The sequence below is a fragment of the Nannocystis punicea genome (assembly GCF_026965555.1).
Taxonomy (GTDB): domain Bacteria; phylum Myxococcota_A; class Polyangia; order Nannocystales; family Nannocystaceae; genus Nannocystis; species Nannocystis punicea.
Map to the genome: position 1 here is coordinate 10,302,531 of NZ_CP114040.1, position 23,926 is coordinate 10,326,456.

15 protein-coding genes are annotated in these 23,926 nt (G+C 70.7%); 5 read left to right on the top strand and 10 right to left on the bottom strand.

Annotated elements, in window-relative coordinates:
• Nucleotides 1-109: 109 nt before the first annotated feature.
• From O0S08_RS39490 to O0S08_RS39520, 7 genes are all read right to left on the bottom strand, one after another.
• Entirely contained in the window at nucleotides 110-2,602 is a 2,493-nt protein-coding gene (locus tag O0S08_RS39490) for an FG-GAP repeat domain-containing protein (protein ID WP_269034650.1), read from the bottom strand.
• 437 nt (nucleotides 2,603-3,039) lie between these two features.
• A complete protein-coding gene (locus tag O0S08_RS39495; protein ID WP_269034651.1) occupies nucleotides 3,040-4,674 on the bottom strand; it encodes a mucoidy inhibitor MuiA family protein in 1,635 nt (544 codons plus the stop codon).
• 3 nt (nucleotides 4,675-4,677) lie between these two features.
• A complete protein-coding gene (locus O0S08_RS39500) occupies nucleotides 4,678-6,978 on the bottom strand; it encodes a DUF4139 domain-containing protein (protein WP_269034652.1) in 2,301 nt (766 codons plus the stop codon).
• Nucleotides 6,979-7,174: 196 nt separating this feature from the next.
• Nucleotides 7,175-9,328 carry a catalase gene (locus tag O0S08_RS39505; protein WP_269034653.1) on the bottom strand — a complete coding sequence of 718 codons (2,154 nt, stop codon included), beginning with the start codon at nucleotides 9,326-9,328 and terminating at the stop codon, nucleotides 7,175-7,177.
• A gap of 186 nt (nucleotides 9,329-9,514) precedes the next feature.
• Nucleotides 9,515-10,576: an agmatine deiminase family protein gene (locus O0S08_RS39510; protein WP_269034654.1), complete on the bottom strand. Its 1,062-nt coding sequence runs from the start codon at nucleotides 10,574-10,576 to the stop codon at nucleotides 9,515-9,517.
• A 38-nt stretch (nucleotides 10,577-10,614) separates the two neighbouring features.
• Nucleotides 10,615-11,031: a molybdopterin-dependent oxidoreductase gene (locus tag O0S08_RS39515; protein WP_269034655.1), complete on the bottom strand. Its 417-nt coding sequence runs from the start codon at nucleotides 11,029-11,031 to the stop codon at nucleotides 10,615-10,617.
• Between the two features lie 37 nt (nucleotides 11,032-11,068).
• Nucleotides 11,069-11,407 carry a hypothetical protein gene (locus tag O0S08_RS39520; RefSeq protein WP_269034656.1) on the bottom strand — a complete coding sequence of 113 codons (339 nt, stop codon included), beginning with the start codon at nucleotides 11,405-11,407 and terminating at the stop codon, nucleotides 11,069-11,071.
• A gap of 116 nt (nucleotides 11,408-11,523) precedes the next feature.
• Between O0S08_RS39520 and O0S08_RS39525 the strand changes: the two genes are divergently transcribed.
• From O0S08_RS39525 to O0S08_RS39540, 4 genes are all read left to right on the top strand, one after another.
• Nucleotides 11,524-13,665 (top strand): hypothetical protein, encoded by a 2,142-nt coding sequence (locus O0S08_RS39525; protein ID WP_269034657.1) that lies wholly within the window; start codon nucleotides 11,524-11,526, stop codon nucleotides 13,663-13,665.
• A gap of 291 nt (nucleotides 13,666-13,956) precedes the next feature.
• Nucleotides 13,957-16,101 (top strand): hypothetical protein, encoded by a 2,145-nt coding sequence (locus O0S08_RS39530; RefSeq protein ID WP_269034658.1) that lies wholly within the window; start codon nucleotides 13,957-13,959, stop codon nucleotides 16,099-16,101.
• Between the two features lie 287 nt (nucleotides 16,102-16,388).
• Entirely contained in the window at nucleotides 16,389-17,366 is a 978-nt protein-coding gene (locus tag O0S08_RS39535) for a YCF48-related protein (RefSeq protein ID WP_269034659.1), read from the top strand.
• A 78-nt stretch (nucleotides 17,367-17,444) separates the two neighbouring features.
• The gene (locus O0S08_RS39540) at nucleotides 17,445-18,650 is read left to right on the top strand and encodes a cytochrome P450 (protein WP_269034660.1); all 1,206 of its coding nucleotides are present in this window, start codon (nucleotides 17,445-17,447) and stop codon (nucleotides 18,648-18,650) included.
• A 327-nt stretch (nucleotides 18,651-18,977) separates the two neighbouring features.
• On the opposite strand, the gene O0S08_RS39545 is transcribed toward O0S08_RS39540, so the two are convergent.
• From O0S08_RS39545 to O0S08_RS39555, 3 genes are all read right to left on the bottom strand, one after another.
• Entirely contained in the window at nucleotides 18,978-19,901 is a 924-nt protein-coding gene (locus O0S08_RS39545; protein ID WP_269034661.1) for an MYXO-CTERM sorting domain-containing protein, read from the bottom strand.
• Between the two features lie 124 nt (nucleotides 19,902-20,025).
• A complete protein-coding gene (locus O0S08_RS39550) occupies nucleotides 20,026-21,030 on the bottom strand; it encodes a hypothetical protein (RefSeq protein ID WP_269034662.1) in 1,005 nt (334 codons plus the stop codon).
• Between the two features lie 66 nt (nucleotides 21,031-21,096).
• On the bottom strand, nucleotides 21,097-22,503 hold the full coding sequence (locus tag O0S08_RS39555) for an adenylate/guanylate cyclase domain-containing protein (protein ID WP_269034663.1): 1,407 nt from the start codon (nucleotides 22,501-22,503) through the stop codon (nucleotides 21,097-21,099).
• Nucleotides 22,504-22,647: 144 nt separating this feature from the next.
• On the opposite strand from O0S08_RS39555, the gene O0S08_RS39560 reads away from it, so the two are divergent.
• Nucleotides 22,648-23,832 carry a vWA domain-containing protein gene (locus O0S08_RS39560; RefSeq protein ID WP_269034664.1) on the top strand — a complete coding sequence of 395 codons (1,185 nt, stop codon included), beginning with the start codon at nucleotides 22,648-22,650 and terminating at the stop codon, nucleotides 23,830-23,832.
• The last annotated feature ends 94 nt before the right edge of the window (nucleotides 23,833-23,926 follow it).

Here is a 23,926-nt window from a genome sequence, read left to right on the forward strand (position 1 = left end):
GCACTTCTCCCTAGGAGCAAGAGGTAATCACGGTTCCGGACAGGGACGCTGGAAATCGAGCGAGGGGCGAGCGGCCGTGGAGACCGCTCGACCCCCGTACGCGCGGCGATCAGGCGCGCTTGCGGAAGCGACGCACGCCGAACACGCCGAACAGCAGCAGCGACGCCCACAGGCCGCGCGTGCCGTCCTGCGGCTCGGCGACGCAGCCGCAGCCGTCGTCGTCGAGCTGGCACTGGCCGTCGACGCCGCCCGCGGTGTCGGGGCACTCGCCGTCGCTGATCGTGTTGCCGCCGCAGTCCACCGGGCAGGTCTTGACGCTCTCGTACGGCTCGGTGCACATCTCGTCGCCGCAGACCGCGCAATCCTCGGGGCAGAGCTCCAAGGACTCGTTGGAGTCGCAGACGCCGTTGCCACAAACGCCGCCGTCGGTCGGATCGGGCAAGCAGTCGTCGGGGCAGTTGGTCTCGTTCTCGTTCGGCTTCTGGCAGATGTCGTCGCCGCAGTAGCCTTCGTAGTTGCAGTCGTTCGGGCAGTTGGTCGCGTTCTCCGGCGGCTCGCAGGCGCCGTCGTTGTCGCACGGGCCGCAGTCGTCGGGGCAGTTCTGCTCGTTCTCCGGCGGGTTCTGGCAGGTGCCGTCGCCGCACACGCCGTCGTAGTCGCAGTCGTCGGGGCAGTTCTCCGCGTTCTCCGGCGGCTCACAGGCCTCGTCGTTGTCGCACGGCCCGCAGTCCTCCGGGCAGGTCTCCGGCGTCTCGTTGTCGTCGCAGGTGCCGTTGCCGCAGGTCTCGTTGCAGGCGACGCAGGTCGGCGAGTCGCTGTCGCAGGTCTCCCACTCCTGGACCTCGCCGTCGCCGCAGTCGTTCGGATCGATCTCGACCTTGACCGAGAACGGGCCGAGGCAGGTCTTGTTGCCGGCCGCGTCGATGGCACAGTACTGCCAAGTCAGCGTGTCCTCGGCCATCTGGTTGTAGGGGACCTTGAAGTTGACGGTCCAGAGGCCCTCGCCGAACCAGATCGACGGCGCGATGTACTTCTTCGGGTCGCCGTCGGCCAGGCTCTTGATGTCCTCCGGGTCCTCCAGGCTGAGGGCCATCTCCATGTACGGCAGGCGGCGGTTGTGGGCCGTCAGCGCCGCGCCGTCGCCGATCAGGTTGTACGTGTCGAGCGCGGTGTCGAACTGGAAGTCGTGCCAGTGGATCGGGGTCTTGTAGTCGTTGACGCGCGCGTCGAGGCCGGCGTCCTTGCCGAAGAACAGCAGCGTGCCGAGCTTTTCGCCGAAGTTGTCGTCGTAGATGCGCGGCGGCGTCACGTCCTCCGGCACGCCGTCGGCCATGTCGGCCTTGCCGAACAGCACGGAGTTGTCCAGGTTCGCGTCGCGCTGGGCGACCGCCATGTCCTCGCGGCGGTCGTGGTTGAAGTCGGCGAACATCAGGCTGGTCGTGCGGCTCAGGCTCGGGTCGGCCGGGAACGCGACGTCCATCATCGGCAGCGCCGGCGGGCCGAACTTGGCCCCGTCGTTGATCAGCAGCCGCGCGTTGACGCCGTTGTTGATGCTGGTGCCCAGGACCACGAAGTCCGGCTTGCCGTCGTTGTTGAAGTCGAGGGTCGCCGCGTCGAAGTCGTTCTTGCCCGGGTTGAACTGGGTGGCCCAGTAGTTCATCGGGATGGTGAAGCCGCCGGCGCCGTCGTTGATCAGCACCGAGTTGCGGCGGGCGCACACGGGCGGGTCGCCGACGCACTGGCTGAGCCCGCCGTCCTGCAGCGTGAGCACGTCGAGCGAGCCCTCGCCGTCGAAGTCCATCGGCGTGAACGCCACGTTGATGTTCTTCGTGTTCATCGGCTGCAGCGCCGGCACCGGATGATTCGAGAAGTTGCCCTCGCCGTCGTTCAACATCACGACCGCCGGGTCGGCGTCGCCGCGCGTCGAGACCATGATGTCGAGCGCGTAGTCGTTGTTGATGTCGACCAGCTCGAGGTCGAACGACCAGGCGGCCAGCACCTCCATACCCATCGCCAGCTTGGCGCTGCCGTCGCTGAAGGTGCCGTTGCCGTCGTTCAGCCACAGGCGGAGCGGGTTGCCCGGGTCGTCGATCTGGCCGTGCGGCAGCGGACCCCAGTCCGCCGCCAGGATGTCGAGGTCGCCGTCGCCGTCGACGTCGCCGAGCTCGAGGTCGCCGATGGTCGCGTTGGCGCTGCCGACGATGTCCTCGCGGGTGAACGTGTTGTTGCCCTCGTTGATGAGGACGTGGCTCATGCTGCCGTTGAAGCTGTCCCCGACGACCAGGTCGGCGTCGCCGTCCTCGTCGATGTCACCGACCTTGATCACCCACGAGTTGTGTTCCTCCTCGAACACGCCCCCCAGCTCGGTGAAGCCCGTGCCCTGGTCGTTATGCAGCAGCTGGCTGAACTCCGCGGTGGCCTGGCCGCCGTTGATGAGGCCCTCGCCCTTGCTGTTGGCGAACACGATGTCGACCCAGCCGTCGGCGTCGATGTCGACCAGCTCGACCTTCTGCGAGGTGTGGGCGTCGTCGGGGAGCTGGACGTTGTTGTTGGGCTCCCAGGGGGTCGCGCCGGCCAGCGCGGGCATCAAGACCGCAGACACGGCCGCCACGATCTTGAGGGTCTGACCTGCCCGGGCGCGCGAGCTGACGCCACGGCGCGATCGACAGAGAGGTTGGGACTTCGGCAGACGGACGAACTGCATGTTTTTGGACCTTCAATCGGGGGGAACAAAGTCGAGGTAACGAGCCGCCCGCAGCGGGCCGCCCGCGACACGGCCCTGGAGCGCCGTAGCCAGCATAAGAAGGGTCTCGCGCCGCCGTCCAGTAAAGAGTGAGGTCACGCGCGGTCTCGAGCCTCCGGGCTTACACCCCTGCGCGGTGGGAAAACCGGACGCCGGGCCCTTGGAACAGGCGACGTCGGCGTGACACATCGGCGGCCTCGCCGCGACGACCTGTCTGCAAGAACAGGTTACTGCAGGCGCGCTGGGCGCTACGCACCCCCCGGACCTGCACTCGTGTCCGACGTCTGCGGACGACCTCAGATCCCGACGACGTCGCCGTGCTTGCGGACGATGAAGCCGAGGCTGAGGCTTGCGCGCCCGTAACCAGGCAGCTCGACCTTCCAGCGGACCAGTCCGTTGCTGTCGGGTCGCGCCCGATCGCTGGTCGCAGCGGCGTCGACCTCGATCTTCACCTTCTCGATCTCCGACACCGGCACCCGCTCGCTGACTTGCACCGTGCGAGCCTGCGCGCCGAGGTTGCTGAGCTTGACCTCGATCTTGTGGATCTGCGACGTCCAGCCCGACAGCATCGCCCGCTCCTCGCGCGCCTGCGTCACCGTCCGCTGCACCCGCACGGCCCCGTCGGGTCCCCAGCCGATGGCGAAGTTCTCGCCGGGCGCGATGAACAACACGCTGGTGCGACCGACGAACCCGCCGTTTTTGATCAGGTCGACCGGCCCGGCGAGGATGGGTTGATGCAGGCGGTCGTTGACGTGGGTCGTCTTCAAGATCACGGCCTCGGCGAGCTCGGCCATCAGCACGTGCTCGATCGTGGTCTTCAAGGTCCCGCTCATCAGCGGCACGCGGTAGGGCCGGCCGTCGCTCGGCACGCTCGCGCGGGCCGCCGCGCGCAGCGTCAACACCTCGCCGCCGTCGTCGATGCCGGGCAGGTCGGCCGTGCGCTGCTTCGGCGCCGCGCCGAGCCCCGTGGTCTGCACCTCCTGCTCGCGCGCCTCGACGACGATGACCTCGCTCTTGCGCTGGACGTACAGCACGTCGCTGGCGAGCTGCGGCGGCTCGGTGCCGAGCGACGGCCGCTCGGTCGAGAAGATCAGCTGCACGTCGCTCCAGTCCTCGCCGGTGTTCTGCCACACGCAGCCCTCGCTGCTGAAGTGCAGCATCGGGTCGGCGCCCTTGACCAGCTCGACCAGCTGCGCGCGGTGGTACGGCCGCCAGCACGCGCCCGGCACCACGTAGTCGACCTGCACGCCGTAGACGCCGGCCGCCGCGACCCACACCTCGACCACGACCTCGGCCGAGACCGCGTCGCTGACCTGCGAGGTCGCGCCGATCCGCTGGTTCAAGCGCCCGAGCTCGGCCTCGACCTCGCTCACCTCGAAGTCGAGCCCCTGCCGCTCCTCCCGGGCCTTGCGCTCGCGCGCGGCGACCCGCTCGAGCGCCTCGGCCCACTGCGCCGGCGCGTCCTGGCCGTAGCAGACGTCGACGCCGATGTCCTGGATCGTGACCTCGCCGACCCCGGCGAGCGCCGCCTCGTGGCGGTGGGCCAGGTCGCGCGCGGCCTGCAGCTCAGCTAGCCTTTGGGACAGGCGGTCGCGCTCGCGCTGCAGCTCGCGCGCCCGCTCGGGCTTGTCGTCGCCGAGCACCAGCTTCGAGCGGCGGACCTGCACGTCGCTGACGCGCTCGCGCGCGCCGTCGCCGGACTTCTGGGTGTGCGGCACGATCGCGGCGCACAGCGTCTTGTCGGCCATGACCGGCGCGACGCCGGCGATCCGCAGGCGGGTGACGCCGGCGCGCAGCTCGATCGAGCCGCGGCGGACGACGTGGGCGCGGTCCTCGAGGACGGTGACCTCGACGATCGGGGCCTTGAATTCGACCGGCGCGACGGACGGGGTGACGGGCTCGTGCTTGTCGATGACGGTGGGCTCGGACATGACTCACTCCCGGCGGTTGCCGCCGACCAGTTCCTTCTTCGCGGAGATCCGGACCACGTAGGTCGCGCTGAGCTTCTTCTGCTGGCCGGGCGGGACCTGCACGCGCCAGCGGTAGCCGCCCTCGAGCTCGTAGTGCTCGGGCTCGAACGGCGCCCACGCCGGCTCGACCGCGCCGAGCTCGACGTGGATCTCGTCCTCCCGCTCGCGCAGGCTGGGGATCCGCTCCTGCACCTCGACCTCGACCGGCCGCTGCGAGCGGTTGGCGACCTCGAACTCGAGCTCGTGGCGCAGCGACAGCGAGCCGCCCATCAGGCCGGCCGCCTCTTCCTTGTAGTGGGTGTTGCGCGAGACCTTGATCGCCTGCTCGACGCCGAGGCCGATCTGCACCTCGCCGCGCGGCGGGGCGACCTTCAGGTCGGCCGACAGCAAGTAGTCGCCGCCGACGTAGATGTCCGCAGGGCCAGGTAGGAGCGGCGCGTCGAGCGGGTTCTTCAGCTTGACGAAGCGGTACACGTCGGTGCTCTCGCGCGGCACCACCACGTAGCCGAGCTGGATCGGCGCCTGCTGCTTGAGCAGCGGCACCGAGTGATAGTCGCCGTCGGACGGGATGTCGATCGGCGTCTCGGCGGCGTACACGTAGTCGAAGCCGAACCACGACTCGGCGAACCGGTGGCGCGGCGGCAGCCCGCGGGCGCCGGCGTGCTGGGCCCGCGCGACCGCGCCGTCGATCAGCGAGACGACGTCGATCTCGCGCGTCACCTCGCGCACCCACAACATCTCGAGGTAGCGCTCGCGCCGGTGCGACAGCGTCAGCACGCCGCGTCGGCTGGCCTCGGGGCCAGGCATGCGCAGGTCGCCGTAGGCCAGCTGCTCCGGCGCCGCCTCGTGCTCGGGCTCCGGCTCGAAGCGCGCCAGGCCGCCTCGCGGCGCGCCGCCGCCCCCGCCCTCGGCACCGCCGAACAAGCCGCCGACGGCGCCCGCCAGCGCGCCGCCGGCGTCCGCCAGCGCTCCGCCGAAGCCGCTGCTCTTGCGCCGCTCGGCCGAGAACGTCATCGCCTGCGGCGCAGCGGCCGACGGCGGCGGAGCCGGAGGCGGCGGGGCCGAGCGCATCGGCGGCGCCATCGGTCGCGCCGGCGCGCCGCCCTTGGCCTCGGGCCGCGCACCCCCGGGCGCCGGCCCGTTGCGCGCCTGCTCGAGCTGCTGCAGCTGCGCGAGCAGCTGTTGCTGCTGCGGGCTGATCATCCCGCTCTGCGTCCTCTCGGTCGGCATGTCGGCGAGCAGCGTGTCGATCTCCCCCGCGACCTCGCGGTCCCACTCGTCGCTGGGCGCCGGCTCGGACGCGGCCGACTTGCGCCTCGGCGGTCCGCCGCCGGCGAGGAAGCGATCGTAGTCGGCGTACAGCTCGCCCGCGCCGGCGGGAGGCGCCCGCCAGCCGCGGCGCTGCGGCGGAGGTTGACGGCGACCGATCCGCAGCGCCTGCATCTCCGGCAGCTCGACCCATCGCTGGGCGTCGGCGGTCGCCAGAGTGAGGCGCACGCCGGTCCAGTCCTCGCCGCTGTCCTGGGCCACCACCGCGCGCACGGCCACGGTCGCCCTCGCCATGTCGCGGGTCAGGCTCACCGCGTAGGCCGGGGCCCAGCGGGCGCCGGGCACCATGTACTCGAGGATCACGCGCACCGGCGCCGTCGGCACCTCGTGCGCGCGCAGGCTGATGAGCGCCGCCTTGCGCAGCTCGTGCGGCTTGGCCTGGCGCGCCTTCGAGGCCGCCTTGCGGCGGGCCTCGAGGTGTTCACGGCGCTCCTCGGCCTCGCGCTGGTCGACGCGGAGCTGCTGCAGCTGCCCGTCGAGCGCCGCGATCTGCTGCTGCTGGAACTCGATCAGCGACAACCTCGCGGCCGTCGGCGACGGCAGCGGTGGTTGGCCGCGCTTGTTGGCGGGGCGCTCGTACACCTGCAGCCGCTCGAGCCGGGCGCGCTGCGCCTCGAGGTGGGCGCGGCGGTCGGCGAGCGAGCGGACCTCGCGGCGGGCCTGCTTGAGCTCCGCGTCGTCGGGCGGCGGCAGGGCCGGGTCGGGCACCGCGAGGTCGAGCGCGATCCGCAGGTCCATCGCCACCGGCAGCTCGCCGCCCTCGCCCTCGACGCGCACGCGGACCGAGCCGTCGTCGAGGCTGAGCGGCAGCCCGAGCACCTTGACCTGCGGCGGCACCGGCTGCGCCGCCAGCAAGATCGCCGAGCGACAGACCAGCGCGCCCTGGCGATACACCGTGACCGAATCGATCCGCGAGGTCAGGACGGGGACGTTCATAGGCCGGCGGATTTTAGCCCCGTCTTCGCCGGCTCGCGCCGGCTCGCCGACGCCCCGCCCGGAGCCGCGCCGAATCGTCGTTCCCCGCGGTCTCACAGGCCTCGCGTGGGCGCGGCCGCAAACGCTCGCGGCGGCGCGCATCCGCCACGCGGGCGAGCGCGAGCCGCAGCGCGGCCGCGCTCGTCCGCGCCGGCGATCACGCCGGCACGCGCGCCACGTTCTTGCGGTCCCAGTGGCGGTGGGCCGCGATTGCCTTGACGAACTGCTGCGCCACCTGCTGCACGTCGGCCGGCTTGCGCGCGCCGACCACACCTGGCTCTTTGAGCAGGTCGGCCTCCGACCCGCCCGGCGGCACGATGCCGCTGGCGAGCAGCACGTCGAGGCCGTCGCCGGTGGCGGCGATCGCCTTGTAGTGGGCGAACGCCTCGGCCACGAAGTGGAGCGCCACGCCCTCCTTCTTCAGCGCGGCCGCGCTGTCGGCCCCGCCTGGCACGTAGACCGCGTCGTAGAGCACCGACGCCGCCGTGCGCAGCGACTGCTGGGGCGCGAGCGGCTTGCCGTCGCTGCGCTTGACCGGGGCCATCGTCGGCGCCACCACCTCGACGATCGCGCCGCCGGCGGTGAGGGCCGACTTGATCGCGTCGACCTGGGCGCCGTCGACCCCGTCGGCGACGAGCACGGCGATCTGTCGCGACTCGATGGTGTCCTTGACGGTGTCGGCCATGCTGAGCTCGGGCGCCTTGACGTCGTCGTAGTCCCGGCGCTGGCCGGGCGGCGAGGTCACGCCGTACTTGGCCCACTCGGCCTTGAGGCGCTTCATCGCCGCGGCCTGGTCGTCGACGGTGAGGCCGAGGTTCTTGGCCACGCGCTCGGCCAGCTGCACGTCGACCTGGGTCAGCAGGTCGACCATGCGCTTGCGGACCATCACCGCCTGGACCTTGCTGAGCTCGAAGCTGAACGCGTCGACGACGTGCTGCTTCTCGGGCTCCGACTGGTTGCGCCAGAACAGCTCGGCCTGGCCGAAGTGGTCGCCGAACCGCGGGCTGCGCTCACGGACCTTCTTGCCCTCCATCTTCTCGGGGTAGGTGTTGAAGCCCTTGGCGCCGGCGTGGAACGGGCAGCCCTTCGCCAGCGAGTTCGGCGAGTAGGCCACGGGCCCCTTGTTGATCATGTGGCGCATGTGCCCGTCGCGCTGATTGTTGTCGATCGCGTTCTCGGGGCGGTTGATCGGCAGCTCGTGGAAGTTCGGGCTGCCGAGGCGGGACAGCTGGGTGTCGAGGTACGAGAACAGCCGGCCCTGCAGCAGCGGGTCCTCGGAGAAGTCGATGCCCGGCACCACGTGCGACGGGCAGAACGCCACCTGCTCGGTCTCGGCGAAGAAGTTGTCGGGGTTGCGGTCGAGCACCAGGCGGCCGACCTTCTGCAGCGGCACCATCTGCTCCGGCCACACCTTGGTCGGGTCGAGCACGTCGAACGGGAACTTGCCCTCCTCGCCCTCGGGGATGGTCTGGACGGCGAATTCCCACTCGGGGTACTGCCCGCGCTCGATCGCCTGCCACAGGTCGAGGCGGTGGTAGTCGGAGTTCTTGCCGCTGATCTTCTGCGCCTCGTCCCACACCACCGAGTGCACGCCGAGCTTCGGCTTCCAGTGGAACTTGACGAAGTGGGCCTTGCCGTCCTCGTCGAGCAGGCGGAACGTGTTGACGCCGAAGCCCTCGACCATGCGCAGGCTGCGGGGAATCGCCCGGTCCGACATCACCCACATGAGCATGTGCATGCTCTCGGGGGTCAGCGACACGAAGTCCCAGAACGTGTCGTGGGCCGAGGCTGCTTGCGGGATCTCGTTGTCCTGCTCCGGCTTCACCGCGTGGATGACGTCCGGGAACTTGGTCGCGTCCTGAATGAAGAAGACCGGGATGTTGTTGCCGACCAGGTCGTAGATACCGTCCTCGGTGTAGAACTTGACCGCGAAGCCGCGCACGTCGCGGGCCAGGTCGGTCGAGCCGCGCGAGCCGGCGACCGTCGAGAAGCGGACGAACACCTTCGTCTTCTGCCCGACCTTGCGCAGGAACTTCGCGGTCGTCAGCTTCTTCAGCGAGTTCGTGACCTCGAAGTAACCGTGGGCCCCCTCGCCGCGGGCGTGGACCACCCGCTCGGGTATCCGCTCGTGATCGAAGTGGGTGATCTTCTCGCGCAGGATGAAGTCTTCGAGCAGCGTCGGGCCGCGGGCGCCTCCCCTCAGCGAGTTGTTGTCGTCGCCGACCGCGACCCCCTGATTGGTCGTCAAGTCGGGGCAATTGCCGGGGCCACGCGGCGCCTCGTCCTTCTCGTTGCGATCGTCCGTCGACATCTCGTCGTCCTCCCTTGGGCCGTCCGTGCTGCGACGCGACGGCCGCCCTCCTTAGCACCCCCGTCGATCGGTGCAACCGCGCCCGCCGCGAACGACGCCCGCCGAGACGCCCGACGCGGGCCTGCGAGGCGGCGCGCAGTCGAACGTCGGCGCCCGCCGACGACGGACGACCTGTCCTTCAGGACATCAGCCTGCAGTGGTGGGACCGACGACCAGCGGCCGCGGCAGCTGCATCGTCAGGCAATGGAGGCTGCCGCCCTGCTCGATGAGCGGCAGGCAATCGACGCCGACCACCTCGCGCCCGGGAAACGCCCCGGCGATGCGCGCCAGCGCCTCTTCGTCGGCCGGGTCGGCATACGTGGGCACCAGCACCGCGCCGTCGATGACGAGGAAGTTGGCGTAGGTCGCGGGCAGGCGCCGCTCGCCGCCGACGTCGAAGCGCGGGCGCGGCCACGGCAGCGGCACCAGCTCGTAGGGTTCCCCGGCCAGCGTGCGCAGCGCGGCCAGCTCGGCGGCCATCGCCTGCAGCTCCTCCCAGTGGGAGTCGGCGCGGTCGGTGCAGCTCTGGTACGCGATCGTGCGGGCGTCGCAGAAGCGAGCCAGGGTGTCGATGTGCCCGTCGGTGTCGTCGCCCTCGAGCCAGCCGCGGCGCAGCCACAGCACCCGCGACGCGCCGAGGTGGCGGCGCAGCGCCGCCTCGATCGCCGGCGCGTCGAGCCCGCTGCGGTGGTCCGACAGCAGGCAGCGCTCGGTCGTCAGGATCGTGCCGGCCCCGTCGGACTCGACGCTGCCGCCCTCGAGCACCAGCGGCACGATCTCGAGCGGCGCCGCGCCGAAGGCCCCGAGCGCGTGCAGGCGCTGCGGGATCACGTCGTCCTGGGCCGCGGCGAACTTGCCGCCCCAGCCGTTGAACACGAAGTCGAGCACCCGCGGCGCCCCGTCGACCATCACCGTCAGCGGCCCGTGGTCGCGGGCCCAGGTGTCGTCGCAGGCGACCGCGTGCAGCACCGCGCGGGCGTCGTCGACCCCCGCGCGGCGCAGCAGCCCGCGCACGTGGCCGGCCAGCGCCGCGTCGTGGCACGCGATCACCACCACCTCGCGCAGCGCCACCTGGCGCGCGATCTCGACGAACACCGGCTCGACCGCGCGGAGCGTCGGCCCCCAGTCGCTGCCCGCGTGCGGCCACGTCAGCAGCACCCCGGCCTGCGGCGCCCACTCGGCCGGCAGCACACGTGTCTCTTCAACCATGTCCCTTCGCCCCTGTCCCTTGAAACATGTCTCTTCGCTCAGAGGGTCGCCGCCGCCGGGGTCGCCCGCAGCGCCACGACCTGCTTGACCGACAGCCCCGGCGACCCGGGCACGACCAGCCGCAGCGGCCCCTCGCCGGGCGGCAGGCCGAGCGCGACGATCACGTCGTCGCGCCCGACGGTGGCCGCGTTCACCGTCTGCTTGTAGCCGTCGGCGCCGACCACCTCGACGTCGAACCCGGCCGGGATCCCGGCGACCAGCAGCGCCTCGCGCAGGAGCGGCCCGGCGTAGCGCCTGTCGCCGACGCGGACCTCGACCTGCGGCAGCTCGGCCAGGCGCGCGACCGGCAGCGACTCGGAGCGCGCGGCGGTCTGCACCTCGAGCGCGCCGGCCGGCGCGGCGGAGCAAGCGGAAGCTGCGAGCGCGACGGCGAGGACGAGCGAGGGGCGGAGCATCCGCGCGAGCATATCCGCGCCCCGCGCGCGCGACAAGTCAGTCGACGCGCTCGATCGCGGTGCAGTCGCTCGTCACCTGCGCCTTCTGCTTGCCCTGGATCGGCTGGTACGTCGCCAGCAGCTCGCCGTCCTTGCCGAGCAGGAAGATCTGTTCGGCGCCGCCCGTGATCGTCTCGCGCGCAGCGTTGAGCAGCAGGACCTTGCGCCCGCTGCCGGCCGCGGCACCGACCTCGACCGTGACGTCGTTGCCGCAGGCGTTGAAGATCGACACGTGGAACTCGCTGACCGCCGACGACGGCGGCGGCGCGCTCGTGGTGCTCGGCTTGTCGCACCCGAACACGCACAGCAGCAGGGGGATGATCAGGGCCAGTCGCATGGGTAGATCCTCTCGCGCCACACTCTATCAATTCGCCTCGCCGCGCGCTGGGTCTCGCAGGACCACCAGCCGCAGGCCCCTTGACGCCCGCCGCGCCCGCGCGTCTCTTGAGCGGCATGCATTCGTTACGGACCGTCGTACCGCGCCTGTCGCTCCTCCTGTGTCTCCCGCTCGTCGCCTGCGGCGACTCGAGCGGCAACGTCACCGACTCCGGCCCCGGCACCACCGCCGGACCTGCCACGCTCACCGAGCCCACCGGCCCCGGCCCCACCACCACCAGCGCCGGCCCCACCACCGACACCCCCACGACCTCGGCGAGCACTCTCGGCACCGACACCGCCACCGGCACCGAGACCGCGGCCGACACCGTCGCCACCGACACCTCGCCCGGCACCGACAGCACTGACGGCACCGTCACCGACACCACCGGCCCGCAGACCACCACCGGCACCGACACCGGCAACGGCGTCCTCGACATCAACCCCAAGGACATCACCCTCGAGATCATCGACGGCGCCATCATCACCCAGGCTTACACCGCCACTTACAACGGCGTCGACGTCACCGGCGACGTCGCCTGGAGCTACAACAAGCCCGAGATCGGCGAGATCCAGCTCAACGCCGAGTTCATCCCCACCGGCGCCATGGGCGGCACCGGCACCCTCAAGGCCACCTACCAGGCCGCCCAGGCCGAGACCTCCGTCTCCGTCAAGATCATCAAGAAGATCGACCCCGGCATGATGGAGCCCGGGTGGGGCAACCCCGTCGGCCCCGACCCGTCGATGACGATCGTCTACCCGTACAACGAGACGGTCTTCCCGCTCAAGGTCGCCGCCCCGGTCGTCCAGTGGAACAACGTGCAGAACGGCGACCAGTACAAGCTGCACATCAGCGAGCAGTTCTACGACTACACCATCTACTTCTCCACCAACGTCCCGGCGCGCCACCTCATCGACGCCGCCGAGTGGATCGCGATCTCCGAGTCCGGCCAGGGCGCCCAGAGCGACCCGATCAGCTTCGAGCTCCAGCGCAAGAGCGGCAACAACGTCTACGAGTCCGTCAAGCAGACCTGGCGCATGGCCCAGGCCCGCCTCCCGGGCCGCGTCTACTACTGGGAGCTGCCGAGCCAGTGCGGCGGCGGCAACGGCCGCGTCCTCAGCATCAAGCCCAGCGAGGCCCAGGCCAACGAGTTCTTCCAGCCCGGCTTCTGCTGGGGCTGTCACACCGTCAGCCGCGACGGCCGCACCGTCGCCGCGGTCGCCGACAACGGCAACATCCCGTTCCCGACCTTCACCATCGACATCTCGCAGGAGCCCGGCGTCTACGGCAACATCCAGCCGCAGCCCGGCCGCGGCGGCACCTTCAGCGCCTTCAACCACGACGGCACCAAGCTGCTGCAGTCCAACGACCCGATCGACGCCATCAACTCGGTGCTGCGGGTGATCGACACCATGAACGGCGCGATCCTCAACCCGAACGTGCTGCAGCCCGGCTGCGGCGAGCCGGCCTGGTCGCCCGACGGCCTCAAGATCGCCGCCACCTGCGGCTACGAAGACGCCGGCTGGACCTTCGACGCCAACAACGCCGACCTCGTCGTCGCCGACGTCAACCCCGACGGCATCACCGTCAGCAACCAGAAGGTCATCGTCCCCAAGGCCAACGGCGCCGGCCGCCCAGCCTACCCGAACTTCTCGCCCGGCAACGAGTGGCTGGTGTTCGGCCGCCCGACCCAGGGCTCGCGCTCGACCGGTAACGGCAAGCTGTTCCTCGTCGGCGTCGAGGGCAACGACCTCGTCACCCTCGAGAAGGCCAGCTCCGACAACAAGAGCTTCAACCCGACCTTCGCCCCCCTCCGCGCCGGCGGCTACTTCTGGGTCGTCTTCATGTCCCGCCGCGACTACGGCAACACCCTCGTCGGCGCCAACCGCCAGCAGCTGTGGATCACCGCCATCAACGATCCGCCGAACGCCGGCACCGACCCGTCCAACCCGCCCTTCTACGTCCGCGGCCAGGAGGACTGCGCCCTCTCCGAGAACGCCTACTTCGCCCCCGACCCCTGCATCGAGGAGCCCAACAAGGTCTGCGAGTCCGGCATCGACTGCTGCTCCGGCCACTGCATCCAGATGGGCGAGCTCAAGGTCTGCGGCGAGAAGGGCCCCTGCTCCGAGGCCGGCAACGCCTGCGAGTCCGACGCCGACTGCTGTGAGCCCGGCACCCCCTGCGTCGACGGCTATTGCCAGCAGATCTTCCCGCAGTGATAGGATATGTCCTTCGGGACATATCACTCCACCCGCGACCGTCGACGTGGGGACACGTCGACGGTCGCGCCCTGTCCCACCATCCCGGACCGTCGACGCCTGCGATGATTTCGCGCCCGCGCCGATCGAGGAAGATACCGTCGCCTACAGGTGGATCCTCTCGTCTGCGTGTGCCGTGTCGCCCGGTCACGCGCGCTCTGCGGGGCGGTTTCGGACCTGCGCCCGTGCACTGCCCCGAATAACAGCCGGCTCCGCTTGACGGCCGCTCGACCTACGCGTCTCTTGGGCGGCATGCATTCGTTACGGACCGTCGTACCGCGCCTGTCGCTCGTCCTGTGTCTCCCGGTCGCCGCCTGCGGCGATTCGAACGGCAACGTCACCGACTCCGGCCCCGGCACCACCGCCGGACCTGCCACGCTCACCGAGCCCACCGGCCCCGGCCCCACCACCACCAGCGCCGGCCCCACCACCGACACCCCCACGACCTCGGCGAGCACTCTCGGCACCGACACCGCCACCGGCACCGAGACCGCGGCCGACACCGTCGCCACCGACACCTCGCCCGGCACCGACAGCACTGACGGCACCGTCACCGACACCACCGGCCCGCAGACCACCACCGGCACCGACACCGGCAACGGCGTCCTCGACATCAACCCCAAGGACATCACCCTCGAGATCATCGACGGCGCGATCGTCACCCAGGCCTACACCGCCACTTACAACGGCGTCGACGTCACCGGCGACGTCGCCTGGAGCTACAACAAGCCCGAGATCGGCGAGATCCAGCTCAACGCCGAGTTCATCCCCACCGGCGCCATGGGCGGCACCGGCACCCTCAAGGCCACCTACCAGGCCGCCCAGGCCGAGACCTCCGTCTCCGTCAAGATCATCAAGAAGATCGACCCCGGCATGATGGAGCCCGGGTGGGGCAACCCCGTCGGCCCCGACCCGTCGATGACGATCGTCTACCCGTACAACGAGACGGTCTTCCCGCTCAAGGTCGCCGCCCCGGTCGTCCAGTGGAACAACGTGCAGAACGGCGACCAGTACAAGCTGCACATCAGCGAGCAGTTCTACGACTACACCATCTACTTCTCCACCAACGTCCCGGCGCGCCACCTCATCGACGCCGCCGAGTGGATCGCCATCTCCGAGTCCGGCCAGGGCGCCCAGAGCGACCCGATCAACTTCGAGCTCCAGCGCAAGAGCGGCAACAACGTCTACGAGTCGGTCAAGCAGACCTGGCGCATGGCCCAGGCCCGCCTCCCGGGCCGCGTCTACTACTGGGAGCTGCCGAGCCAGTGCGGCGGCGGCAACGGCCGCGTCCTCAGCATCAAGCCCAGCGAGGCCCAGGCCAACGAGTTCTTCCAGCCCGGCTTCTGCTGGGGCTGTCACACCGTCAGCCGCGACGGTCGCAGCGTCGCCGCGGTCGTCGACAACGGCAACTCCCCGTTCCCCGCGTTCACCATCGACGTCTCGCAGGAGCCGGCGGTCCAGGGCAGCATCGCCCCCCAGCCCGGCCGCGGCGGCACCTTCAGCGCCTTCAACCACGACGGCACCAAGCTGCTCCTGTCGAACAACACTGGCGGCAACGCCAACTCCTCGGTGCTGCAGATCCTCGACAGCATGAACGGGTCGGTCCTCAACCCGAACGTGCTGCAGCCCGGCTGCGGCGAGCCGGCCTGGTCGCCCGACGGCACCAAGATCGCCGCCACCTGCGGCTACCCCAACGGCGGCTGGACCTTCGACGCCAACAACGCCGACCTCGTCGTCGCCGACGTCAACCCCGATGGCATCACCGTCACCAACCAGAAGGTCATCGTCCCCAAGGGCGCCGACGTCGGCCGCCCGGCCTACCCGAACTTCTCGCCCGGCAACGAGTGGCTGGTGTTCGGCCGCCCGACCCAGGGCTCGCGCTCGACCGGCAACGGCAAGCTGTTCCTGGTCGGCGTCGACGGCAACGACCAGGTGATGCTCGAGAAGGCCAGCTCCGACAACAAGAGCTTCAACCCGACCTTCGCCCCCCTCCGCGCCGGCGGCTACTTCTGGGTCGTCTTCATGTCCCGCCGCGACTACGGCAACACCCTGGTCGGCGCCAACCGCCAGCAGCTGTGGATCACCGCCATCAACGACCCGCCGAACGCCGGCACCGACCCGTCCAACCCGCCCTTCTACGTCCGCGGCCAGGAGGACTGCGCCCTCTCCGAGAACGCCTACTTCGCCCCCGACCCCTGCATCGAGGAGCCCAACAAGGTCTGCGAGTCCGGCATCGACTGCTGCTCCGGCCACTGCATCCAGATGGGCGAGCTCAAGGTCTGCGGCGAGAAGGGCCCCTGCTCCGAGGCCGGCAACGCCTGCGAGTCCGACGCCGACTGCTGTGAACCCGGCACGCCCTGCATCGACGGCTACTGCCAGCAGGTCTTCCCGCAGTGATGATAGATGTCCTTCGGGACATCCAGGATGAATCCACGACACCGAGACCGCCGGCACTGCGCCGGCGGTCTCGGTGTCTTTAATATCCACAAAGACATGTCCAAATGGACAGTTGATAAAACGTCGGGCGCTCCTCACCGGCCGCTCACCGCCACGCAAGCGCGCTCGCCGGGCGCTGTCGACGGTCCCTCGCGGCGTCCTGGCGGGCCCTTGGAGGGACGGGCCGATCGTGCGAAGCTCTCCGATCGAAGGCCAGGCCCATGAGAAGCAAGCCGTCCGTCGCAGCCTTGTCCACGCTCCTGGCGCTTACCTTCGTGCCGGGCCTCGGCTGCGGCGGCGAGGACTGCGACTTCTGGAAATCCGCCTCGCAGGACCGGCGGATCCGCCTCGCCCGGGGGCCGCTGGCGCTCGGCACCGGCGGCGCGCTGTTCGTGCAGCAGCCCGTCGCGACCTCGCCGTTCGTGGAGTTCGCCGAGGTCCCGAGCGACATCGACGCCGAGCTGTTCGGGGCCTTCGTCCCCACGTCCCCGAGCCGGTCGCGGTGGTTCGTCGTGGGTGAGGCCGGCACCATCCGCGGGTCCGAGGACCACGGCGAGACCTGGCAGGCGCCCGCCACCGAGCCCATCGCGGAGGACCTCCACGCGGTGCGCTTCGCCTGTACCCGGCCGCGATTCGGGATGATCGCCGGCGACTCGGGCGCGCTGCTGCGGACGCTCGACGGCGGCACGACCTGGGAGCGCCTGGACAGCGGTACGGCCCTGCCCTTGCGCGACATCGCGGTGCTCGACGACCAGCTCGCCGTCGCGGTCGGCGACGGCGGCACGCTCTTGCGGTCGATCGACGGCGGCGCCGCCTGGGAGCCCGTCCCGCTGGCGACGAAAGCAATCTTGAGATCGCTCGACTTCGGCCCCTGCCTGAACCCGGAAAACCACACCGAGTCGACCGGCGTCGTCGTCGGTGACGCCGACACGGTGTTTTTCACCCGCGATCGCGGCGCGACCTGGGAGGCCGCCGAGTTGCCGCTCGCGGACTTTCCGCGACAAGTTCAGCTGCTCGACATGTATGCCGGCTCTCCGGTTTACGCGCGGCTCCTCGTCGGCTCCTCGATCCTCACCTGGGAAGTCGGCACCGCCCGGCTCACCACCCATCATCGCCTCCCGGGCGAGGTCCTGTCCTACGACGCGTTCGCCGACGAAGAGTACGCGATCGCCGAGGGCATGTTGTTCGTCCGTCCCGGACCCGAACACTGTCTCGGTCCGATCTGACTGCGAGCATCGCGTCCGCGAAAGTGCACCATCCCAGCCGCCGCCCGCGCGTCGTCAACTCCGCTACTCTCGGAGGTCATGCACGATCCGCTCGGTCTGTACGCCCCCGAGAACCGCGACGACCCCTACCCCGTGCTCGCGCGGCTGCGCCGCGAGGCGCCGCTGTACTTCGCCGGCAACGAGGGCGCCGGCTCGTTCATCGTCACGCGCTACGCCGACGTCGCGGCAGGGTTCCGCGACGCTCGCCTCTCGGCCAGCCGGGCCGAGGCGATGGCCAGGCGTCTGCCGCCCGAAGCGCGCGGGTGGGTCGCGCCGGTGATCGACAACCTGGCGCACTGGATCTTGCTGCGCGACCCGCCGGACCACACGCGCCTGCGCGGCCTGCTCAACCAGGCCTTCACGCCGCGGCTGATCGAGACCTGGCGCCCGCGGATCCAGCAGATCCGGGACGAGCTCCTGGCGGCGATCGAGCCCGGCGAGGTCGAGCTGGTGCACGCGCTCGCGGCTCCGCTGCCGGTGCTCGTGATCGGCGACATGCTCGGCCTGCCGCCGGAGGATCGCCACCGCCTCAAGGCCTGCTCCGACGCGATCGCCAGCTTCTTCGGCGCCGCGGCCATGAGCCAGGCGCTGCTCGCCGGCGCGCGCGCGGCGATCCTCGAGCTCGAGGAGTACTTCCGCAAGGCGATCGCCGAGCGCCGCGAGCAGCCGCGCCACGACCTGCTCTCGGCCCTCGTCGCCGCCGAGGAGCAGGGCTCGGTGCTCAGCGAGCAGGAGCTGCTGTCGACCTGCACCGCGATCCTGTTCGGCGGCCACGAGACCACCACCAACCTGATCGCCAACACCGTCTACACCTTGCTGCGCTTCCCCGACCAGCTGCAGCGGCTGCGCGCCGAACCTGGCCTCGTGGCCAGCACCATCGAGGAGGTCCTGCGCTTCGAGTGCCCCGTCTCGCGCATGGGCCGGGTCGCGCGCGTCGACTTCGAGTGGCACGGCCAGCAGGTCAAGACCGGCGACCGCCTGTTCCTCTCGTTCGCCGGGGCCAACCGCGACGAGGCCCAGTTCCCCGAGCCCGACCGCTTCGACATCGCCCGCGCCGACAACCGCCACCTCGGCTTCTCGACCGGCCCGCACTACTGCATCGGCGCCGCCCTCGGCCGCCTCGAGGCGCGCCTCACCCTCGAGGCCCTGCTCGAGTTCCCGCGCTGGGAGCTGCGAGAGAAGCCGGCCTGGCTCGACAACCTCACCGTGCGCGGCCCCTCGACCCTGCGCGTCGCCCTCGCCTGATTCGTTCCGCCCGGCAGTGATATCCCCCGGACCTCACCGCCGGCGATCGTCCGCAGCACGTCTCTTCGGCCGGGTGAATCGAAGACCGGCGAAGCTCGGACCGCGTGACCGTCGCCGGCGCCTCGCCGATCCGCGCGAGCTACACATGTCCCTTCGGACACATCGCGCCTCCGTCGCGGCAGTCTCGCCGATTCGCGTGAGCGCTACATGTCCCCTCGGCCACCTCGCGTCACCGTCGCCGTCGCCTCGCCGATTGCGCGGACGCCACAAATGTCCCTTCGGACACCTCGCATCACCGGCGCCGCCGTATATGTCCCTTCGGCCACCTCACCGTCGCCGGCGCCACGCCAACCCGGCGATCACCAGCCCGAACAGGCCCGCCCCATCGCCCCCGCCGCCGCGGCAACCGCAGCCCTCCTTGCCCGTGTCCGTGGCCCCGCCGTCCGTACTCGCCCCGCCGCTCGTGGTGGTGTCCGGTGCCTCGCTCGGCCAGCTGTCGGCCGAGCTGATCTCCGACGTCGACTCGCTGTCACTCGTCGAAGTCGTCGACTCTCCGCTCGTCGCCTCGCCCGTCGTCGTCGGCAGCCCCGTGCTCGTCGCCTCGCCCGTCGTCGATTCGCCGCCCGTGTCGCTCGTGGTCGTCCCGGGCTCGCCGGTCGTCTCCCCGGTCGTCGACTCCCCGCCCGTCGTCTCCTCGCCGACCGGCGCCGGCGGCTCGTACGTGCTGCCCGGCTCCACCAATGTGATGACCATGCGGACCTCGGTCGGCATGTACAGCGCCGCCGTCTCGGGCCCGACGTTGTCGGCCGACGGCTTGCCGTTCATCGTGTCCTTGAGGATGCACGCGAACTTGTTGACGCCCTGCGTCCAGTCGACGAACTCGTTCGGCGGCGACCAGAACTGCGCGAACGTCGACTCCCACTCGTACACCCCGACCTCGGTGTACGTCGGCGACTGCAGCGTGCACGCGTAGGTCGGGTTGGCCTCGAAGCACACCTGGAACCGGGTCTCCTGCGTCGTCGGCTTGGTCAGCACCTCGAGGTGGACCCACACCGAGCCCTGCGTCCAGTCGATCGGGCTCGTCCAGTCCTCCGGCACTCCCATCATCGGCGTCACGCGGTAATGCGAATCAGCCAGGTCGGGCGCGTGCACCCACGTCTCGTCCATCACCACCAATTGCCCGGCCCGCGCCTCCCAGCCCGCCGCCGCGACGAACAGCCCCACCGCGACCGCCAGTCCCTTCGTCCTCATGCGGGCCAAAATATCGGCCTCGACGGACCGCAGCCACGGCGATCGGCGTGCGACCGGACGGGGCCGCGGCCCCGACGCGTGGGGGCGGCGATCGACTCGGCGATCGCCGGACCCGCATGCGCGCTCACACGCGCTTGTACGTCAGCGCGTACTTGAGCGGGTTCGGCAGCCGCTCGGACGTGATCGTCACGCTCATCGTCAGCTTCGCGCCCGACTCGTCGAGCGTGAACGTGCTGCGGCGCCCGCCGTCGTCGGCCTTGTAGTCCATCACCAGGCGGCCCTTGACCAGCGAGAACGCGACCGTGAGCGGGCTGCCGCTGTCGCTGGTCCACGCCACCGGCGGCCCGCCGATCGTCCCCGAGATCGTGCGCCCCGCCGCGAACGTCGCGGTCACCTTGGTGCCGTCGACCACGAACGTCATCTGATCGCGGATCGGGTTGGCCTCGGTCAAGCGCTTGCGGCCGATCCCGCGGATCAGCGCGTTCAGCTGCTGCACCGCCGTCTCGATCGCGTCGGTGAGGTTGGTGCGCTGCGCCTCGCCGCCGGCGTAGCGGAACGTCCCCGCGAAGCGCGCCTGGTCCGGCTGGGCCGGCGCCGCCGGGGCCGGTGCGGGCGTCGGCGTGGCCACGGGCGCGGGCGTCGGCGCGGGCGCAGGCGTCGGTGCGGGGCTGTCCGCAGGGACAGGTGCATCGGGGGCCGCCGGCGTCGGTGACTTGTCCTTCGGGACAGGTTGCGCCTCGGCCGTCGGCTTGGCCTTCTTCGCCGCCGCCTTCTCGCCCCCCGACTTGGCCTCGGTCCCGGCCGGCTTCGCCGCCTCGCCTTCCGCCATCGCGCTGGCCGGCTTCGCAGCTTCGCCCCCCGCCACGGCCTCGTCCCCCGCCACAGCCTCGCCCGGCGCCGCCACACCCGGCTCGGCCGGCGCCGCCGTCGGCTGCGCCAGCGCGATCACCGGCTCCGCCTTCGCCTCGTCTGCCGCGACCTCGGCCTTCGTCTCCTTCGCGTCCTCGGCGAACGGATCGTCGAACTCCTCGGGGGCCGCCGGCGCCGGCTCCGGCGGGGCCTCTTCACCGCATCCGACGGCGAGGACGGTCGCGCACAACAGGGCCCTGCGGAGCTGAACGGCGAGCATTGTCGCCACCATACAGCGAACCCGCGATTCGTGTCACCCGATCCGGCGGTCCGCCGTGCGCGGGCTCTAGCGCCCGGGGGTCGCCGTGATTTCCTTCTTCGCCAGCCAGGGGTTCGAGTCCCCCGGATGCACGCTCTGAATCGTCTCGCCGATCGCCGTCGAATCGGCGGCCTGGGCCAGCGCCAGGATGCTCTCGTGGTCGCGCAGCCAGATCCCCTCGAGCGCGCCCGCCGACGGATCGAACACCGGCAAGAACACGGTGAGCGGCCCGCTGCGCCCGCGGATCGGCACCTCCGGCGCTTGCACGAAGCTCACCGGCCCGCGGATCCGCGAGCGCGTCGTCTCCGACACCACGATCGGGCTCGCCAGCTGCTTCGTCAGCGCCTCGAGCCGCGACGCCACGTTGACCACGTCGCCGATCGCAGTGTACTCGCGGCGGCGCGGCGAGCCGATGTCGCCGACGATCACGCGCCCGCTGTGCAGCCCGACCCCGATCTTCAGCGGCGGCACCCCTGCGCCCTCGCGGCTGAGGTTGAAGCGGTGCAGCGCCTCTTGCATGTGCAGCGCGCACCACATCGCCCGGTCGGCGTGGTCGGCCTGTTCGATGGGCGCGCCGAAGTACGCCATGATCCCGTCGCCCATGAACTTGTCGAGCGTCCCGCCGGCCGCGAAGATCACGTCGACCATGCAGGTCAAATAATCATTGAGCAGGCGGACCACCGCCTCGCTCGGCATCGACTCGGCGAGGCTCGTGAACCCGCGGATGTCGCTGAACAGCACCGTCAGCTCGCGCGACTCGCCGAGCGCCTGCTGCTCGCGCGCCTGGCTGAGCAGCTCGGCCACCGCCGGCGAGAAGTACCGGCCCATCCGATCGAGTCGCAGCTGGTCGCGCGCCGTCGTCTCGATCAGGAAGCGGAACCGGCCCATCAGATAGGCGCAGGTCGCCGCCACCAGCGACAGCAGCAGCACCGTCGCCACCATCGCCCCCACGGTCACCCCGGCCGTCACCTGCAGCACGATCTCGAGCGCGCTGCCGACCACCGCGCACGCGATCACCAGCGACCGCTGCAGCGTGATCGCCGACAGGATGATGAACAGCGCGAACACCCCGACCGCGAACCCGGCCGTGCCCGCCGCCGAGCCGGTGCCCATCGTGCTGTAGAGCAGGACGAAGATGAACGGCACGTCGACCAGCGCGATCGCCATGCCGAGTAGGGACCCGCGCCCGCCGAGGCGCCGGCCGCCGACGAACAGAGAACCGGCCACGAACCAGTAGCCGGCCACAATCCACACCCCGCCCGCGCCCCACTCCGCCTGCCGCAGCAGCAGGTCGAGCACCATGTAGAGCGCGAGCAGCCCGCTGGCGCCGGCGAAGCGGATGGCATTGACCCGGCGGACGCTCTGCTCCTGCTCCCGGCCGATCGCCGAGGCCATCGCGCTCTTCTGCCGCTTGCCGAGCCGTGACCAGATCATGGCAGCCGCCGCGGATGATACGCCGACGGTCCACGCCTCGATCGAAAGTCTTTGCTCGCGCACCCGCCCGGGCTCCGGTCAAGGTTGTGTAAAAGCCCACACCGGCCTGCGGCGAGCTCGCCGCCTCGCGCGTAGCGTGCAGGCATGCGTCACCGCCCCATGGAAGTCCTCGCCGCCAGCGCCATCGCCGTCTGCTGCCTCGCCCTGGCGATTCACCCCACGCTCCGCAGCCCCGCCGAGGTCGTCCCGGCGCCCGAGGTGACGACGACCCAGCTCCAGGTCGCGTCGCCGGTGCAAGCACCCGCGGCCACGCGCCCCCGGATCGATGTCGTCTTCGTCCTCGACACCACCGGCAGCATGTCGGGGCTCATCGAGGGCGCGAAGCAGAAGATCTGGGCGATCGCCAACCGCCTCGCCTCGGGCGAGCCGCGACCCGACCTGCGGATCGGCCTCGTCGCGTATCGCGACAACGGTGACGAATACGTCACAAAGCGGTTCGACTTCTCGGGCGACATGGACGCTGTCTACGCCGAGCTGCTCGGCTACGAGGTCGGCGGCGGCGGCGACCATGCCGAGCACGTCGGCCGCGGCCTCGAGGACGCGCTCGACCGCATGCAGTGGAGCGACGGCGACAAGGTCCTGAAGCTCGTCTTCCTGGTCGGCGACGCCCCGCCGCACGACGACTACCAGGACTCGCCGACCACGGCCGAGCTGGCCAAGCGGGCCGCCCAGCGCGGGATCGTCATCAACACAGTGCAGTGCGGCCTCTCGCCCGAGGCCGAGGTCGCGTGGCGCAGGATCGCCGGCGCCACCAACGGCGAGTACAGCCAGATCGCCCAGAACGGCGGCGTCGTCGCCGTCGCCACCCCCTACGACGGCCGCCTGCAGGAGCTCAATAACCAGCTCTCGGCCACCGTGCTGACCTGGGGCAGCCACGGCGACAAGCTCAACGCGGCGGTCAAGCTCGGCCACCGGACGGCCATGTCGGCCAGCGCCGCCGCCGAGGCCGCCAGCTACAGCGCCAGGATCGGGCGCATGAACAGCGAGGACCTGCTCGGCGCGCTCGACGGCGGCCAGGCGCTGACCGACATCCCGACCGACCAGCTGCCCGACGCCATGCAGAAGATGACGTTCGAGCAGCAGGTCGCGCACGTCGCCGAGGCTCGCCGCCAGCGCGCCGCCGTGAACGAGCAGATCCGCGAGCTCTCGGTCCAGCGCGACGCCTACCTCCGCAACGCCGAGCCGGCCGCCGGCGCCGGCGCCGGCTTCGACGCCACGGTCACCGCCACCCTGCGCCGCCAGGCCGAGTCGATCGGCGTCTCGTACTGATCCTCATACAATATACAATGTCTTTACAAACATGTCCAAAAAGACATGTCCAAAGACACATCCGATGGAGAGCGGACGACCGGGCGGCCCGCCT

Bases quoted from the DNA above. Each gene is read 5' to 3' on its own strand.
- O0S08_RS39495 (WP_269034651.1), bottom strand. From the start codon at position 4,674: ATGTCCGAGCCCACCGTCATCGACAAGCACGAGCCCGTCACCCCGTCC.
- O0S08_RS39500 (WP_269034652.1), bottom strand. From the start codon at position 6,978: ATGAACGTCCCCGTCCTGACCTCGCGGATCGATTCGGTCACGGTGTAT.
- O0S08_RS39505 (WP_269034653.1), bottom strand. From the start codon at position 9,328: ATGTCGACGGACGATCGCAACGAGAAGGACGAGGCGCCGCGTGGCCCC.
- O0S08_RS39510 (WP_269034654.1), bottom strand. From the start codon at position 10,576: ATGGTTGAAGAGACACGTGTGCTGCCGGCCGAGTGGGCGCCGCAGGCC.
- O0S08_RS39515 (WP_269034655.1), bottom strand. From the start codon at position 11,031: ATGCTCCGCCCCTCGCTCGTCCTCGCCGTCGCGCTCGCAGCTTCCGCT.
- O0S08_RS39520 (WP_269034656.1), bottom strand. From the start codon at position 11,407: ATGCGACTGGCCCTGATCATCCCCCTGCTGCTGTGCGTGTTCGGGTGC.
- O0S08_RS39525 (WP_269034657.1), top strand. From the start codon at position 11,524: ATGCATTCGTTACGGACCGTCGTACCGCGCCTGTCGCTCCTCCTGTGT.
- O0S08_RS39530 (WP_269034658.1), top strand. From the start codon at position 13,957: ATGCATTCGTTACGGACCGTCGTACCGCGCCTGTCGCTCGTCCTGTGT.
- O0S08_RS39540 (WP_269034660.1), top strand. From the start codon at position 17,445: ATGCACGATCCGCTCGGTCTGTACGCCCCCGAGAACCGCGACGACCCC.
- O0S08_RS39545 (WP_269034661.1), bottom strand. From the start codon at position 19,901: ATGAGGACGAAGGGACTGGCGGTCGCGGTGGGGCTGTTCGTCGCGGCG.
- O0S08_RS39550 (WP_269034662.1), bottom strand. From the start codon at position 21,030: ATGCTCGCCGTTCAGCTCCGCAGGGCCCTGTTGTGCGCGACCGTCCTC.
- O0S08_RS39555 (WP_269034663.1), bottom strand. From the start codon at position 22,503: ATGATCTGGTCACGGCTCGGCAAGCGGCAGAAGAGCGCGATGGCCTCG.
- O0S08_RS39560 (WP_269034664.1), top strand. From the start codon at position 22,648: ATGCGTCACCGCCCCATGGAAGTCCTCGCCGCCAGCGCCATCGCCGTC.